The following is a 14,552-nucleotide window of genomic DNA, read 5'->3' as shown; positions in this document are numbered from 1 at the left end:
CGCACTTAGCTCGCGGCAGGCGGCTTGGCCACCGAGCACAGGCGGATCGAGTCGGCGAGGATCTCAATGGCTTTCGGGCGTGGGAAGCTGGCGCGCCAGGCAATCGCCACGGTACGGAACGGCACGGGTGGGGTGAGCGGACGCACTTCGATCACGCCGGCGGCGTAGTGATGGCTGTCCACGGCCGACAGCGGCAGGATCGAGATGCCCAGGCCGGACGCGACCATATGGCGGATGGTCTCCAGGGAGCTGGATTCCACGGTGGTGTGCTTGGCGCCGTCGTTGCCCTTGGTCAGGGTCGGGCAGGCTTCCAGTACCTGGTCGCGGAAGCAGTGGCCTTCGCCGAGCAGCAGCAGGCTCTTGTCGTTGAGCAGGCTGGCGTCGATGGTATCTTTTTGCGTCCACGGGTGGGAGGCGGGCATCAGCACGTAGAACGGCTCGTCGTAGAGCGGCAATGTCAGCACGTCGGCTTCGTTGAACGGCAGGGCGATGATGATCGCGTCCAACTCACCGTTGCGCAGCTTGTCGCGCAGGACGTGGGTGAAGTTTTCTTCGATATACAACGGCATCTGCGGCGCGACGCGGTGCAGTTGCGGGATCAGGTGCGGGAACAGGTACGGGCCGACGGTGTAGATCGCGCCGACTTTCAGCGGGGCGGTCAGCTGGTTCTTGCCGGCCTGGGCCAGTTCACGAATGCTCTGGGCCTGTTCCAGCACCTTCTGGGCCTGGGCCACAATGCCTTCGCCGACCGGGGTGAGGCGCACGGCGCTTTTGCTGCGCTCGAAAATCAGCACACCGAGTTCGTCTTCAAGCTTCTTCACACCCACCGACAGCGTCGGCTGGCTGACATGGCAACGTTCGGCGGCATGGCCGAAGTGTTGCTCTTGGGCGAGGGTCACGATGTAGCGTAATTCTGTAAGAGTCATAGCGGGCGTCCATGAGGTTGCGGGCCAAGCATACCGGCTGCAATCGAGAGGCGCACGTTATCAGAACTAGATTGAGGATTGAGGGGTTTGTGCGGGGGATTTTGCTTAATGGCGTTGGCAGCTTTGTGTGTGGGGGTGGGTTTGCTCGCGATGGCGGTGTGTCAGTCACTGTGGATGTTGACTGTTACAACGTTATCGCGGGCAAGCCCGCTCCCACACAAGCCCGCTCCTACAGGGATCAGCGGCGGCGCTTCTCGATGTTGTAGACAAACGGCGCAACGATTTCGATGCTGCCGTTTTTCAACATATCGGCCGGTGGCTTGGGCAGCGGCTGGGCCCGACGGATCATCTCCAGGGTGGCGCGGTCCAGGTCGGCGTTGCCGGAGCGGCCCACCAGCTCATAGGACAGCACCTTGCCTTCGGCATCCACCACGAACCGCAAGCGGTTCAAGCCTTCCTTGCCACGGGCCTGGGCGCCTGGCGGGTACTTCTTGTACTTCGCCAGGTGGCCGAGCAGCGTGCTTTCCCAGGTGGCCTTGGCCGCGACCTGCGCCGGCGACGGGCCGGGTTGCGGCTGCGCGGACTTTTCCGAAGGCGCGTTGTTCTGAGGGGTTTCGCTCGGCGGGTCCTCGGAAGGTTTCTCCTTGGGCGGCTCGACCTTTTTCTCAGGCTTAGGCGGCTGCGGCTTGGGTTTTGGCTTGACCGGCTTGGGCACGGAAATCGTGGGTTTGGGTGCTTCGGCCAGTTTCGGCAAGGGCAACTCTTCCACCGGTGCCGGCGGTTGCGGAGGCGTCACCACCTTCGGCGGTGCCGGAGGCGGTGGTGCCGGCATCGGCGCCAGGTCGATGACCATGGCAGCCGGTGGCAACTGCACCATCTGTGGCGCCGACCACTGGAGCGCGAGGATGATCGCGACGGCGTGGACGCCCAGCACGACGGCGAGGCTGGTGCCATAACGCGTCAGTTTGTGGCGCGTCGTGATCATTTCTTGGCTGCCGTCTCAAGTCCGACCAAGCCGACCTTGAGGTAGCCGGCTGCCCGCAGGGCATCCATCACGCTCATCAGGTCGCCATAGTCCACGCCCTTGTCGGCCTGGAAGAAGATCGTCGTGTCTTTCTTGCCCTGGGTGCGGGCATCGAGCACCGCACCGAGGGTTTCGGATTTGACTTCTTCTTCGCCCAGGAACAGACGCTGGTCAGCCTTGACGCTGAGGAACACCGGTTTCTCCGGCCGGGGCGCGGGTTTCGCGCTGGAGGCGGGGAGGTCGACCTTGATGTCCACCGTGGCCAGGGGGGCTGCCACCATGAAGATGATCAGCAGCACCAGCATCACGTCGATAAACGGCGTGACGTTGATTTCGTGATTCTCGACGAGCTCGTCGTCGCCTTGATTCAAATGCAGGCCCATGGCCGATTACCCCACTTTCACCATGTGCGGTTGCGAGCTGCGCTCGGTAGGCAGGTGATCGAGGTCACGGCTGACCAGCAGCAGGACTTCTGCCGAAGCATCCGACACCTGGGCCTTGTAGCCGGCGATCGAACGGGCGAACACGTTGTAGATTACCACCGCCGGAATCGCGGCGACCAGGCCCAGGGCGGTTGCCAGCAGGGCTTCGGCGATGCCGGGAGCAACCACGGCGAGGTTGGTGGTCTGGGTCTTGGCGATGCCGATGAAGCTGTTCATGATGCCCCACACGGTGCCGAACAGGCCGACGAATGGTGCGGTGGAACCGATGGTTGCCAGCACGCCGGTGCCGCTGCTCATGTTGCGGCCGCAGGCCGCTACCAGGCGCTCCAGGCGGAAGCTCACACGCTCCTTGATGCCTTCCTTTTCCCGGGTGTTGGCCGACAGGCGCATTTCTTCCAGCGCGTCGTGTACCAGCAGGTGCGCCAGGGTGCCCTTGATGGCCGCGCTTTCGCTGGCTTCCTTGAGGGTGGTGGCTTTTTTCAGGTTGGTGATTTCAGTGCGCAGGCGGCGTTTGGCGCCCAGCAGCTCAAAGCCTTTGGCGATCCAGATGGTCCAGGTGATGATCGAGGCGATGGCCAGGCCGATCATCACGATCTTCACGATGATGTCGGCGTTTTGGTACATGCCCCACGGCGACAGGTCGTGGGCCATGCCCAGGGTGTTGTCTTCCTCCAGGACCAGGCCGGTTTCATCTGTCGGGGCTACGCCCTCGGCAGCGGCCGGGTCGGTGGCGGCAGGTACGGCCGCCGGAGCGCCTGGTACTGCGCCGGTTTGCTCAGGTGCGGCGGCAGCCGGGGCCGTAGCGGCAGGCGGGGTGGCCGGTGCCGTGGCATCGGCGAATGCGGCGGTCGGAGCCAGCAGGACGCTGAACAGCAACGCAGTGATCGCGCGCCAGACGCGGGACGGGCTGTGAGGCTTGGTTGGCGAAGCGGGGAGGTTATTGCGTGTCATGCTGGCCGGACCTGAGAGGAAAAAATAAGGGCTTGTCCTGCCAGACCGCGAGAGGGTCGAGGACAAATGGGCGGTTATTATTGCAAGTAATTCTTGTTAACAGAAGTAATACAGTAACTTTATTTGTGCTTTTTCTGGCCGCTGGTCACCTGCGAGGGCTAATCTAGACCTTTGAGAACGGAGTTTTGTGATGTCTGCGCCTTCTGTGGTGATTGCCGGTTGTGGTGATGTAGGTAGTCGGCTGGCAAGTCAATTGCTGGCTGCCGGATGGGAGGTGCATGGCCTGCGACGCAATGTCTCGCGCCTGCCGCAAGGGGTGATCGGGATTGCCGGCGACCTGTTCAAAAAGGACTGCCCCGACACCTGGCCGATCGGCGGCGTGGACTACCTGGTGTACTGCGCAGCCGCCACCGATCATGACGAAGCGGGCTATCGCAAAGCCTATGTCGAAGGTTTGCAACATGTGTTGGAGTGGCTCGATGACTACGGCCAGCAGCCCAAGCAGTTGCTATTTGTGTCCAGCAGCAGCGTCTATGGGCAGCAAAACGGCGAATGGGTCGATGAGACGTCGCCTACCCAGGCCATTGGCTATTCCGGGCAGGTGATGCTGGAAGCCGAGCAAGTGGCTTTCGACAGCGGTATCCCGGCCACGACCGTGCGCTTGACCGGTATCTACGGGCCTGGGCGTGAGTGGTTGTTGAGCCAGGTGCGCCAGGGCTATCGCGTGGCGGTCGAGCCACCTTTATATGGCAACCGTATCCATGTCGATGATGCCGCGGGGCTGCTAGCTTTTTTGTTGCTGCATGTGGAGCAGGGCGGTGTGTTGGACAAGGTCTATATCGGCGTCGATGATGCGCCGGCACCGCTGTCTGAAGTCGTGGGCTGGCTGCGTGAATACCTCGGGGTGACCGAGTGGGCCGAAGACGCCAGTGTGCGGCGCTCCGGCAGCAAGCAGTGCAGCAATGCGCGGGCCAGGGCGCTGGGGTGGACACCAACCTATCCGAGTTATCGCGAAGGCTATGCCGCGATCCTCAAGGGCTGAAACGCGGTCAAAAATGTGGGAACGGGCTTGCTCGCGATAGCGGTATGTCAGTGAGCAGATCTGTCGACTGACCCACCGCTATCGCGAGCAAGCCCGCTCCCACATTTAGGTTACTGTTTTTCCAGCAACCACTGGCGCGGCCCGGGGCTCAACTGAGGTATTTCGTCTGGCCGGGAATGGTTGATCGCCTGGAAGATTCCCAGCGTTTTGCCGTAGCGTACGAAAATCCAGCTGTCTCCCACATCGCCTTTGCCCAGATACAGGGTGTCATTGCCGGCGCCCTGAGTGGCGCAATCCCCGCCCAGGCACAGCTCGTAGCGGTCATTCTTCCCCAGGCCCGACAGGTTGCCATCCGCATTGAACACTACGGTGCCGCCGGCGCCCTGGCCTTCGAGGATTTTCCATAGGCCACCCAGATAGGCTGAGTTCAGCTCCTGCCGGAATGTACTGCCCCATTGCGCGCCCGCCAGAGCGGGTGGATGGGGGCGTTGGAACACTTGGCCGGGAAGATCCTTGCGAGGCAATTGGAGCAGTTGCTGATCATTAAGGTGCAGTTCGTCACGGCTGTAGCCGTTGTGGTCGACGGTCCAGGCATTGGGTGCTTTTGGCAGTAGTTGGCCTTCATCGACCTCAAAGGCACTGCTGGCATGAGCTTGGCCTGTGCGGGTGTCGACATGCCACTCCAGATTATTGCCGTTGGCCTGCAGGCTTTTGAGCAGCGGCCGGCCCTGGGCGGCGGTTTCGATGGCGGCCTGGTTGATCCAGATCCCACTGATGTCGGCGGGTTGCGACACTTGGGTGCAACCGCCCAGCAAGGCCAGGCCAATGAGCAATGGTTTGAGCATGGAGTAGTCCGAGGCAAAGGAGTGCAACTCACAAAAAAGGAGCCCGTAAGCTCCTTTGTTCTGTATCACTGCTTTTCCAGCAACCACTGGCGCGGCCCGGGGGTAAACGAAGGCACTTCGTCGGCCTGGGACGTATTGATCGCCTGGAAAATCTCCAGTTGCTTGCCATTGCGGCTGAAGATCCATGGGTTGCCCTGGCCGCCTTGTTGCAACCAGATGCTGTCGTAGCCACCGCTCATGGAGGCGCAGTCGCCCGCCAGGCACAGTGAATACTGGTCGGCGCCGGGCAGGCCGGTGACTTGGCCGTTGGCCTGGAACTGTACGGTCGCGCCCTGGCCACTGCCGCTGGTGATTTTCCAGCTGCCGCCCATATAGGCCGAGTACAGCGCCCGTTCAAAGTTGGCACCCAGGGGCGCACCTTCGGGGGCAGGGTCCTTGGGGCGGCCAAAGAGCTGTTCGGGCTCGTTGTCGTTGGCCACTTGCAGCAGCTGCCTGCCCTTGCGCTTGAGCTCGGTGGTCGAACTGCCGTAGAAATCAACGTTCCAGGTGCCGGACTTTTCGCCGGCCAACTTGCCTTCAGGGCGCTCGAAGCCATTGAAGTAGCGCGCCTGGTTGGCCCGGGTGTTGACCTCCCATTCGAGGTTCGGGCCATAAGCCTGCAGGGCCTCACGCAAAGGACCGCCCTTGGAGGCCGCATCGATGGCGACCTGGTTGATCCAGGTGCCGCTCACATCCCGGGCGGCAGGATTGCTGGCGCAGCCGCCGAGGAGCAGGGCGAGCAGCGTGGAGGCAACGAGCGCTTTGCGCATTACGAAATCCTTTTAAAACGAAGTCGGCGCAACCCCGTGGGTTGCGCCGAATGTATTACTCGATGACCAGAATCGCGTCCATCTCAACCTGCGAACCCTTTGGCAGGGCGGCAACGCCAATGGCGGCGCGGGCTGGGTAGGGCTGTTCAAAGTACTTGCCCATGATCTCGTTGACCTTGGCGAAGTGGCTCAGGTCGGTAAGGAAGATGTTCAGCTTGACGATGTCCTTGAACGAACCGCCCGCGGCTTCGGCTACCGACTTGAGGTTTTCAAAGACTTGCACGGTCTGGGCTTCAAAGCCTTCAACCAGTTCCATGGTCTTTGGGTCCAGGGGGATCTGGCCGGACATGTAGACGGTGTTGCCCGCCTTGATCGCCTGGGAATAAGTACCGATGGCGGCAGGTGCCTTGTCGCTGGTGATAACAGTCTTAGTCATGAATGACTCCTTGTAATGTCCGGGCTATAGGGAGGGCGTTATGCGCGCATGCGAGTGATGCGGATAACCCCGGTCAGGGCACGCAGTTTCTTGATCACGCGGGCCAGGTGTACACGGTCGTGTACGCTGACCACCAGTTGAACCACGCTGATGCGACCATCGCGCTCGTCCATGCTGATTTTTTCGATATTGCCGTCGGCGGCGTTGACACTGCTGGCCAGCAGGGCGATCAGGCCACGCTGGTGCTCCAGCTCGACCCGCAGCTCGACATTGAATTCGCCGGTCACATCCTTGGCCCAGGACAGCTGGATGCATTTTTCCGGGTTGTGGCGGATTTCGCTGATATTGCGGCAGTTGTCCAGGTGCACCACCATGCCTTTGCCGGCGGACAGGTGCCCGACAATCGGGTCGCCCGGGATCGGCGTGCAGCATTTGGCGTAGCTCAGGACCAGGCCTTCGGTGCCGCGAATGGCCAGCGGGCCTTCAGGGCTCGGCAGTTGCTCGCCTTCGCCGAGCAGGCGGCGGGCGACCACGTAGGCCATGCGGTTGCCCAGGCCGATATCTTCGAGCAAGTCCTCGATGGCTTCCTGGCGGTACTCAAGGAGTATGGCCTGGACGCGCTCGCTGGGAATTTTCTCCAGGGAGCTGTCGAAACCGTTGAGCACCTTGTTCAGCAGGCGTTCGCCCAGGCTGATGGACTCGGAGCGGCGTTGCAGCTTCAGGGCATGACGGATATGGGTGCGGGCCTTGCCGGTGACCACGAAGTTGAGCCAGGCCGGATTCGGTCGGGCCCCCGGGGCGCTGACGATCTCCACGGTGGAGCCGCTTTGCAGCGGCTCCGACAGCGGGGCCAGGCGACGGTTGATCCGGCAGGCGATGCAGCTGTTGCCGACGTCGGTGTGCACCGCGTAGGCAAAGTCGACCGCCGTAGAGCCCTTGGGCAGCTCCATGATCCGGCCTTTGGGCGTGAACACGTAGACCTCGTCCGGGAACAGGTCGATCTTCACGCTTTCGATAAATTCCAGGGAGTTGCCGGCACGTTGCTGCATTTCCAGCACGCCCTTGACCCATTGGCGGGCGCGGGCATGGGTGCCTTTGGGCTGCTCGTCGCCACTGGATTTGTACAGCCAGTGGGCGGCGATGCCGTTATTGGCCATCTCTTCCATTTCCCGGGTGCGGATCTGGATCTCGATCGGCACCCCATGCATACCGAACAGCGTGGTATGCAGCGACTGATAGCCGTTGGCCTTGGGAATGGCAATGTAGTCTTTGAAGCGGCCTGGCAGGGGTTTGTACAAATTGTGTACAGCGCCCAGCACGCGGTAGCAGGTATCGACCTTGTCGACGATGATTCGGAACGCATACACGTCCATGATCTCGTTGAAGGCCCGGCGCTTGCCGCGCATCTTCTTGTAGATGCCGTAGATATGCTTCTGCCGGCCGCTGACCTCGCCTTCAATCTCGTCGATTGCCAGGCAATGGCTCAGGGATTCTTCGATCTTGTTGACGATTTCCTTGCGATTGCCCCGGGCGCGCTTGACCGCCTGGTAGATGCGCGCCGAGCGCATCGGGTGCATCGCCTTGAAGCCAAGGTCCTCGAATTCGATACGAATGGCATGCATGCCCAGCCGGTTGGCAATGGGCGCGTAGATTTCCAGGGTTTCCTTGGCGATGCGCCGGCGTTTTTCACCGGACAGCACTTCCAGCGTGCGCATGTTGTGCAGCCGGTCGGCCAGCTTGACCAGGATCACCCGGATATCCCGGGCCATGGCCATGGCCATTTTCTGGAAGTTTTCCGCCTGGGCCTCGGCCTTGGTCTCGAAGTTCATCTGGGTCAGCTTGCTGACCCCGTCGACCAGGTCGGCCACGGTTTCGCCAAATTGCGCGCTGAGCGCTTCCTTGGCAATGCCGGTGTCTTCGATCACGTCATGCAGCATCGCGGCCATCAGGCTCTGATGGTCCATGTGCATGTCGGCAAGAATATTGGCCACCGCAAGAGGATGGGTGACATACGCCTCGCCGCTGCGGCGGCGTTGGCCGTCGTGGGCTTGTTCGGCGTAGAAATACGCTCGGCGGACCAGGTTGACCTGGTCGGTGCCGAGGTAGGTCGATAAGCGATCGGCGAGGGCGTCTATGCTCGGCAAGGTATTAACTCCTGCCGAAGGCTGTGACCCCGCGCCGTGCTACGTCGACCAGGCATAGGCTTAGACGGCCTCGTTGGACTCGTCCTCGAACGCTGCAAACAGCGGTTCGTCTTCAACGATTTCAGCGCTGGCAATGTAGTCATAGCTCATCACGCCGGCCGCGATTTCGCGCAGGGCCATCACGGTAGGCTTGTCATTTTCCCAATTGAGCAGTGGCTCTTTGCCGCCAGTGGCCAATTGACGGGCACGCTTGGTAGAGAGCATGACCAGCTCAAAGCGGTTATCCACGTGTTCTAGGCAGTCTTCAACGGTTACGCGGGCCATGGTATTCCTCGGAGCGAATGCAAGATGCGCGCTGCCCGGTTGGGCGAGCGGACTCAACAGTTTAAAAAATCACCAGCGTTTAGGGAAGCGCTGATTTTCCGCAGGCCCCGGCAAACACGCTACAAGGGCCAATGTAAGGCCCTTGCAGCGGTTTTGGGAAGAGCCATTCAACCGAGCAGTTCGGCCAACAATTTGCCAAAACGCTGCTGTTGGCGCTTTTGCTGGAGCTGATTGGCGCGGAAAATCGCCTTCAGGTCGTCCAGGGCGTGGGCAAAATCGTCGTTGATGATCAGGTAGTCATAGTCCACATAGTGGCTCATTTCGCTGACCGCTTCGCGCATGCGCCCGTCGATGATTTCGTCGCTGTCCTGGCCGCGATTGGTCAGGCGCTGGTGCAAGGCCTCCAGGGACGGCGGCAGGATGAAGACCGAGCGTGCCTTGGGCATCAATCGGCGCACCTGTTCGGCGCCCTGCCAGTCGATTTCCAGGATCAGGTCGTGGCCTTCGTCGAGGGTCTGCTGCAAATGGCTCTGGGACGTGCCGTAGAGGTTGCCGAACACCTCGGCGCGCTCCAGGAAGTCACCGTGTTCGATCATCTTCACGAACTCGCTGCGCTCGACGAAGTGATAGTTCACGCCGTTCACCTCACCGGGGCGCATGGCGCGGGTGGTGTGGGAGACCGAGACGCGGATTTGCGGGTTGGTGTCGGTCAGGGCTTTGACCAGGCTGCTTTTGCCCGCGCCCGAGGGCGCGGAAATGATGTACAGGGTGCCGGTGCTGTGGGTCATGGGAGTTGCCTTACTCAATATTCTGTACTTGTTCGCGCATTTGCTCGATCAACACTTTGAGGTTGACCGCAGCCGTGGTGCTGCGCGGGTCGAAGGCTTTGGAGCCCAGTGTATTGGCTTCGCGGTTGAGTTCCTGCATCAGGAAGTCCAGGCGCCGACCAGCGGCACCCGCCGACTTGAGCACGCGGCGCACTTCCAGAATGTGGGTGCTCAGGCGGTCGAGTTCTTCGGCGACGTCGCTTTTTTGCGCGAGCAGGACCATTTCTTGTTCCAGGCGCAGCGGATCGAGGTCGGCCTTCATGTCGGCGAAGCGGTCGAGGACTTTCTGGCGCTGGGTGGCCAGCATTTGCGGCACCAGCTCGCGCAGGGTCACGACGTCGGCCTCGATGGCGTTCAGGCGCTCGTTGATCAGCCGGGCCAGCTCGGCGCCTTCGCGCTCGCGGCCGGCCTTGAGCTCCTTGAGGCCCTGGTTGAACAGGGCTAGGGCCTCGGCATTCAGCGCCTGCGGGTCAGTGGCGTCGGCCACCAGCACGCCAGGCCAGGCCAACACTTCCAGCGGGTTCAGGGCCGCTGGCTGCTTGATCAGGCTGGCAATGGTCTCGGCGGCGGCGACCAGTTGCGCGGCGCGCTCGCGGTCAACCTGCAGCGGCTTGCCAGTGGTTTCCTCGGTAAAGCGCAGGGTGCACTCCAGTTTGCCGCGGGAGATACCGGCGCGCAGGGCTTCGCGTACGGCGCCCTCCAGGTCGCGAAAGGACTCGGGCAAGCGCAGGTGCGGCTCCAGGTAGCGGCTGTTGACCGAGCGCAATTCCCAGCTCAGGGTGCCCTGGACCCCGGCTTTTTCGACGCGGGCGAAGGCGGTCATGCTGTGCACCATGGGGGTACCTCGCGATACAGTCCCGCAAACGGGCGGGCTGGTGGGTAGATTGAAGCCGACTGGCTGCGAAGGCGCAGGATTGTAGCGCAACGGGGCGGGCGCCCCCAAATGCGGGCTGTGACAAAGGGTGCCAGGGCTTGTCCATTCGTTACCGAATTTATTAGCAGTGCCGAGAAGCGGCCTGCGGCTCTATAATGCTCGGCAGTTTTTCGTCCTCAGTACAGGTATCCCCTATGAAACGTCCAAGTGGTCGCGCTGCCGATCAGCTCCGCTCGATCCGCATCACCCGCAACTACACCAAACACGCCGAGGGATCTGTACTGGTCGAGTTTGGCGATACCAAGGTCATCTGCACCGTCAGCGTCGAAAACGGCGTGCCGCGTTTCCTCAAGGGCCAGGGCCAGGGCTGGTTGACCGCAGAGTACGGCATGTTGCCGCGCGCCACCGGCGAGCGTAACCAGCGTGAAGCCAGCCGTGGCAAGCAGGGCGGTCGCACCCTGGAGATCCAGCGCCTGATCGGCCGTTCCCTGCGCGCGGCGCTGGACATGTCCAAGCTGGGCGATGTGACCCTGTACGTCGACTGCGATGTGATCCAGGCCGACGGCGGCACCCGCACCGCCTCCATCACCGGCGCCATGGTGGCCCTGGTCGATGCGCTGAAAGTGATCAAGAAACGCGGCGGCCTGAAAGGCGGCGACCCGCTCAAGCAGATGATTGCCGCCGTATCGGTGGGCATGTACCAGGGCGAGCCGGTGCTGGACCTGGACTACCTGGAAGACTCGGCGGCCGAGACCGACCTGAACGTGGTCATGACCAGCACCGGTGGGTTCATCGAAGTGCAGGGCACCGCCGAAGGCGCGCCATTCCAGCCGGCAGACCTGAACGCCATGCTGGCCCTGGCCCAGAAAGGCATGAGCGAAATCTTCGATCTGCAGAACGCCGCACTGGCTGACTGAAACCGACCTCAAGGAGCAACGCCATGAGTGACAACCAGCTTCCCGTGTCAGCCCAGAACAAGGAAGTGCGCCAGTGGGCCATGCTCTGTCACTTTGCGGCGTTCCTGGGCCTGGTGTTCCCCTTTGGCAGTGTGCTGGGGCCGTTGATCCTGTGGCAGGTGAAGAAAGACATGGACCCGCTGATCGATGACCAGGGCAAGGAAGCGCTGAACTTCCAGCTGACCGTGGCCATTGCCTGGCTGGTCTGTTTTGTCCTGGGGTTCGTGGTGATCGGCTTCCTGCTGATGGTGGTGTTGGTGATTGCCGCGCTGGTGTTGACCATCATCGGCGGGATCAAGGCCAACAAAGGCATTGCCTACCGTTACCCGCTCACCTGGCGATTGATCAAATAATGATCGCCCACAAAAAAACCGACAGCGATGTCGGTTTTTTTGTACCTGGATATTGACCTCAGATGGTCAAGGTCCAGTCGTAGTCCACGATCAACGGCGCGTGTTGCGAGAAGCGCGGTTGACGCGGCAAGCGTGCGCTGCGGACAAACCGGCGCAGGCCGGGGGTCAGCAACTGGTAGTCAAAACGCCAGCCCAGGTTGAGCATCTCGGCCTGTTCGTTGTCCGGCCACCAGCTGTACTGGTCGCCTTCGCGGCTGACTTCACGCAGGGCATCTACATAACCCATGTTGCCGACAATCTCGTCCATCCAGGCCCGTTCCGGCGCCAGGAAACCCGGGGATTGCTGGCTGTCGCGCCAGTTCTTGATATCCAGCTTCTGTTGCGCCACGTACAACGAGCCACAATAAATGTACTCGCGACGTTTGCGTCGCTGTTTATCCAGGTAACGGGCGAAATCGTCCATTAGCTTGAACTTCTGGTTCAAGTCTTCGTCGCCGTTCATCCCCGAAGGGAGCAACAAGGTAGCAATACTGACTTTGTCGAAATCGGCTTGCAGGTAGCGCCCGTAGCGATCGGCTGTCTCGAAGCCGAGGCCGCTGATGACCGCCTTGGGTTGCAACCGTGAGTACAGAGCCACGCCACCTTGGGCGGGGACTTCGGCATCACAGGCATAAAGGAAGTAGCCATCCAGTTGGAAGGCTGGGTCGTCCAGTTCAAAGGCGGAGGCGCGGGTGTCCTGCAGGCAGATGACGTCGGCATTCTGGGCTTGCAGCCAACTGAGCAAACCACGCTCGACTGCAGCCTGAATACCATTAACGTTCACACTGATGATCCGCATAAATGGCCCCAAAAATCGCGTGCGTGTATGATACACGCCGTCTACCTATTTAGCTAAATCCGTGGTATCTGAGGCTTTTTTCATGCAGGCGTATCAACGCGATTTCATTCGTTTTGCCATCGATCGCGGGGTTTTGCGCTTCGGTGAGTTCACCCTCAAGTCCGGGCGTACCAGCCCATACTTCTTCAATGCCGGCCTGTTCAACTCGGGTTCTGCCCTGGCACAACTGGGTCGTTTCTACGCGGCAGCCATCGTTGAAAGCGGTATTGCCTTCGACGTGCTGTTTGGCCCGGCCTACAAAGGCATCCCGTTGGCCGCCGCCACTGCCGTGGCCCTGGCGGAACATCACGGGCGGGATCTGCCATGGTGCTTCAACCGCAAGGAAGCCAAGGCCCACGGCGAAGGCGGCAGCCTGGTCGGCGCGCCGCTGACCGGCGATGTGCTGATCATCGATGACGTGATCACCGCCGGCACCGCGATTCGTGAAGTGATGCAGATCATTGCGTCCCAGGACGGCGCCAAGGCCGCTGGCGTGCTGATCGCGTTGAACCGCCAGGAGCGCGGCAACGGTGAATTGTCGGCAATCCAGGAAGTGGAGCGTGACTTCGGGATTCCCGTGGTGAGCATCGTGTCGCTGAGCCAGGTGTTGCAGTTCCTGGAAGATGATCCGGCGCTCAAGCAGCATCTGCCGGCAGTCAAGGCCTATCGCGAGCAGTTCGGCGTCTGATGGGGGCGGTTGTGCAGCCCGTTGCGCGGGCTGTACAAGCCGATGCCTAGGTATCCATCAGCTGCGTGATATGTTTCTGGCAAAAATCCAGGTAAGCCCGCACGATCGCCGAGGGATGACGATGTGAGGGATAAAGCAGGTTGATCTGCTGTTCTGGCATCGGATGCTCCGGCAACAGTTTGACCAACCGCCCCTCGCCAATGGCTTTGGCGGCAAGAAACGGCGGCAATTCGGTGACGGCTTCCCCCGCCAGTGCACGGCTTCGCAGGTGCGCGTAGTCATTGGTGGTCAGCAGCGCCTTGGGCTCCAACACCTGCCCACCCAGGCGCCATATCCCGCTGGTGGCTCCCGTGCTCCAGGTTGCACAGGGAAACCGGTACAGGGCCTCGGGTGTATCAGGCATCCCCAATCGTTCAACCAGTAACGGGCTGGCCACGAGTACGTGGCGATAGCTCAGCACTTGTCGCGCCACCATGGTTTCGTGGGTGATGGTGCCCACGCGCAATGCCACGTCAATGCCATCCTCCACCAGGTCGACCCGTCGCTCGGTGGTGTAGGCGTGCACGCGGATATCGGGGTAGCGCCGCTGGAAGGCCGCCAGCAATTCCCACCACGGCTCGAACGCCGGGGGCAGCGATAGCCTTAGGCGTCCTTTGAGTTGTGCCTGGTCGCTTATGACGGCTTGTTCACCCTCGGCTAGGGCTTCGACGCCGCGGCTGGCATGTTCGTACAGGCGTGTCCCGGCGTCGGTGAGCCGGGTGCCGCGGACGGAGCGCTCCAGCAACTGCACCTTTAACTGCCGCTCCAGTTCGCGTACGCGCCGACTCAGGGTAGGCAGCGGCACCCCCAGGCGGTCGGCCGCAGCTGACAAGCTTCCGGCTTGTACCACGCTGACAAACATGTTTACGGCATTCAGATCCACAGTTCGATCCTCTTATCTATGGAAACAAGACTACCGCGAGCGACGAGCCCCTGCCATTCGTGGGTGGGCCGGCAAGGCTTCAGGTGCGCAATCTCCCTTTGCTGGCGCTCG

General features: G+C 61.5%; 17 protein-coding genes. 4 read left to right on the top strand and 13 right to left on the bottom strand.

Going from position 1 to position 14,552, the window contains the following annotated elements:
• Positions 1-5: 5 nt before the first annotated feature.
• The 4 genes from BLL38_RS16095 to exbB all read right to left on the bottom strand — a co-directional run bounded on the left by BLL38_RS16095 (position 6) and on the right by exbB (position 3,344).
• Positions 6-926, bottom strand: a complete 921-nt coding sequence (locus BLL38_RS16095) for a hydrogen peroxide-inducible genes activator (RefSeq protein WP_076963446.1) — start codon at positions 924-926, stop codon at positions 6-8.
• A 238-nt stretch (positions 927-1,164) separates the two neighbouring features.
• Positions 1,165-1,911, bottom strand: a complete 747-nt coding sequence (locus BLL38_RS16090; RefSeq protein WP_076963445.1) for a TonB family protein — start codon at positions 1,909-1,911, stop codon at positions 1,165-1,167.
• Positions 1,908-2,333 carry a TonB system transport protein ExbD gene (gene exbD / locus BLL38_RS16085; RefSeq protein ID WP_029289838.1) on the bottom strand — a complete coding sequence of 142 codons (426 nt, stop codon included), beginning with the start codon at positions 2,331-2,333 and terminating at the stop codon, positions 1,908-1,910. Before exbD ends, BLL38_RS16090 begins: the two co-directional genes overlap by 4 nt.
• Positions 2,334-2,339: 6 nt before the next feature.
• Positions 2,340-3,344: a tonB-system energizer ExbB gene (exbB, locus tag BLL38_RS16080; RefSeq protein WP_076963444.1), complete on the bottom strand. Its 1,005-nt coding sequence runs from the start codon at positions 3,342-3,344 to the stop codon at positions 2,340-2,342.
• A gap of 190 nt (positions 3,345-3,534) precedes the next feature.
• Here exbB and BLL38_RS16075 point away from each other — a divergent pair, with 190 nt between their 5' ends.
• Positions 3,535-4,386: an NAD-dependent epimerase/dehydratase family protein gene (locus BLL38_RS16075; RefSeq protein WP_076963443.1), complete on the top strand. Its 852-nt coding sequence runs from the start codon at positions 3,535-3,537 to the stop codon at positions 4,384-4,386.
• Between the two features lie 110 nt (positions 4,387-4,496).
• Here BLL38_RS16075 and BLL38_RS16070 read toward each other — a convergent pair whose 3' ends face one another.
• From BLL38_RS16070 to BLL38_RS16040, 7 genes are all read right to left on the bottom strand, one after another.
• Positions 4,497-5,231, bottom strand: coding sequence for a hypothetical protein (locus tag BLL38_RS16070; protein WP_076963476.1), 735 nt, complete (start codon positions 5,229-5,231; stop codon positions 4,497-4,499).
• A gap of 65 nt (positions 5,232-5,296) precedes the next feature.
• Positions 5,297-6,040 (bottom strand): hypothetical protein, encoded by a 744-nt coding sequence (locus tag BLL38_RS16065; protein ID WP_076963442.1) that lies wholly within the window; start codon positions 6,038-6,040, stop codon positions 5,297-5,299.
• Between the two features lie 55 nt (positions 6,041-6,095).
• Positions 6,096-6,476 (bottom strand): RidA family protein, encoded by a 381-nt coding sequence (locus BLL38_RS16060; protein WP_025130815.1) that lies wholly within the window; start codon positions 6,474-6,476, stop codon positions 6,096-6,098.
• Positions 6,477-6,514: 38 nt separating this feature from the next.
• The gene (spoT, locus tag BLL38_RS16055; RefSeq protein ID WP_076963441.1) at positions 6,515-8,620 is read right to left on the bottom strand and encodes a bifunctional GTP diphosphokinase/guanosine-3',5'-bis pyrophosphate 3'-pyrophosphohydrolase; all 2,106 of its coding nucleotides are present in this window, start codon (positions 8,618-8,620) and stop codon (positions 6,515-6,517) included.
• A gap of 60 nt (positions 8,621-8,680) precedes the next feature.
• Entirely contained in the window at positions 8,681-8,944 is a 264-nt protein-coding gene (gene rpoZ, locus BLL38_RS16050) for a DNA-directed RNA polymerase subunit omega (RefSeq protein ID WP_032856811.1), read from the bottom strand.
• 167 nt (positions 8,945-9,111) lie between these two features.
• Positions 9,112-9,732 (bottom strand): guanylate kinase, encoded by a 621-nt coding sequence (gene gmk / locus BLL38_RS16045; RefSeq protein ID WP_076963440.1) that lies wholly within the window; start codon positions 9,730-9,732, stop codon positions 9,112-9,114.
• Positions 9,733-9,742: 10 nt separating this feature from the next.
• The gene (locus BLL38_RS16040) at positions 9,743-10,606 is read right to left on the bottom strand and encodes a YicC/YloC family endoribonuclease (RefSeq protein WP_076963439.1); all 864 of its coding nucleotides are present in this window, start codon (positions 10,604-10,606) and stop codon (positions 9,743-9,745) included.
• Between the two features lie 233 nt (positions 10,607-10,839).
• On the opposite strand from BLL38_RS16040, the gene rph reads away from it, so the two are divergent.
• Positions 10,840-11,562: a ribonuclease PH gene (rph, locus tag BLL38_RS16035; protein ID WP_076963438.1), complete on the top strand. Its 723-nt coding sequence runs from the start codon at positions 10,840-10,842 to the stop codon at positions 11,560-11,562.
• Between the two features lie 23 nt (positions 11,563-11,585).
• A complete protein-coding gene (locus BLL38_RS16030; protein ID WP_076963437.1) occupies positions 11,586-11,954 on the top strand; it encodes a DUF4870 domain-containing protein in 369 nt (122 codons plus the stop codon).
• A 58-nt stretch (positions 11,955-12,012) separates the two neighbouring features.
• Here BLL38_RS16030 and BLL38_RS16025 read toward each other — a convergent pair whose 3' ends face one another.
• Positions 12,013-12,792 carry a catabolite repression control protein Crc gene (locus tag BLL38_RS16025; RefSeq protein ID WP_029289816.1) on the bottom strand — a complete coding sequence of 260 codons (780 nt, stop codon included), beginning with the start codon at positions 12,790-12,792 and terminating at the stop codon, positions 12,013-12,015.
• Between the two features lie 82 nt (positions 12,793-12,874).
• Here BLL38_RS16025 and pyrE point away from each other — a divergent pair, with 82 nt between their 5' ends.
• Positions 12,875-13,519 (top strand): orotate phosphoribosyltransferase, encoded by a 645-nt coding sequence (gene pyrE / locus BLL38_RS16020; RefSeq protein WP_076963436.1) that lies wholly within the window; start codon positions 12,875-12,877, stop codon positions 13,517-13,519.
• Positions 13,520-13,565: 46 nt separating this feature from the next.
• Here pyrE and BLL38_RS16015 read toward each other — a convergent pair whose 3' ends face one another.
• Positions 13,566-14,441, bottom strand: coding sequence for a LysR family transcriptional regulator (locus BLL38_RS16015; RefSeq protein WP_076963435.1), 876 nt, complete (start codon positions 14,439-14,441; stop codon positions 13,566-13,568).
• Positions 14,442-14,552: the final 111 nt, after the last annotated feature.

Source organism: Pseudomonas gessardii, from assembly GCF_001983165.1.
Taxonomy (GTDB): domain Bacteria; phylum Pseudomonadota; class Gammaproteobacteria; order Pseudomonadales; family Pseudomonadaceae; genus Aquipseudomonas; species Aquipseudomonas gessardii.
This window is presented reverse-complemented; position numbering and strand designations above follow the sequence as displayed.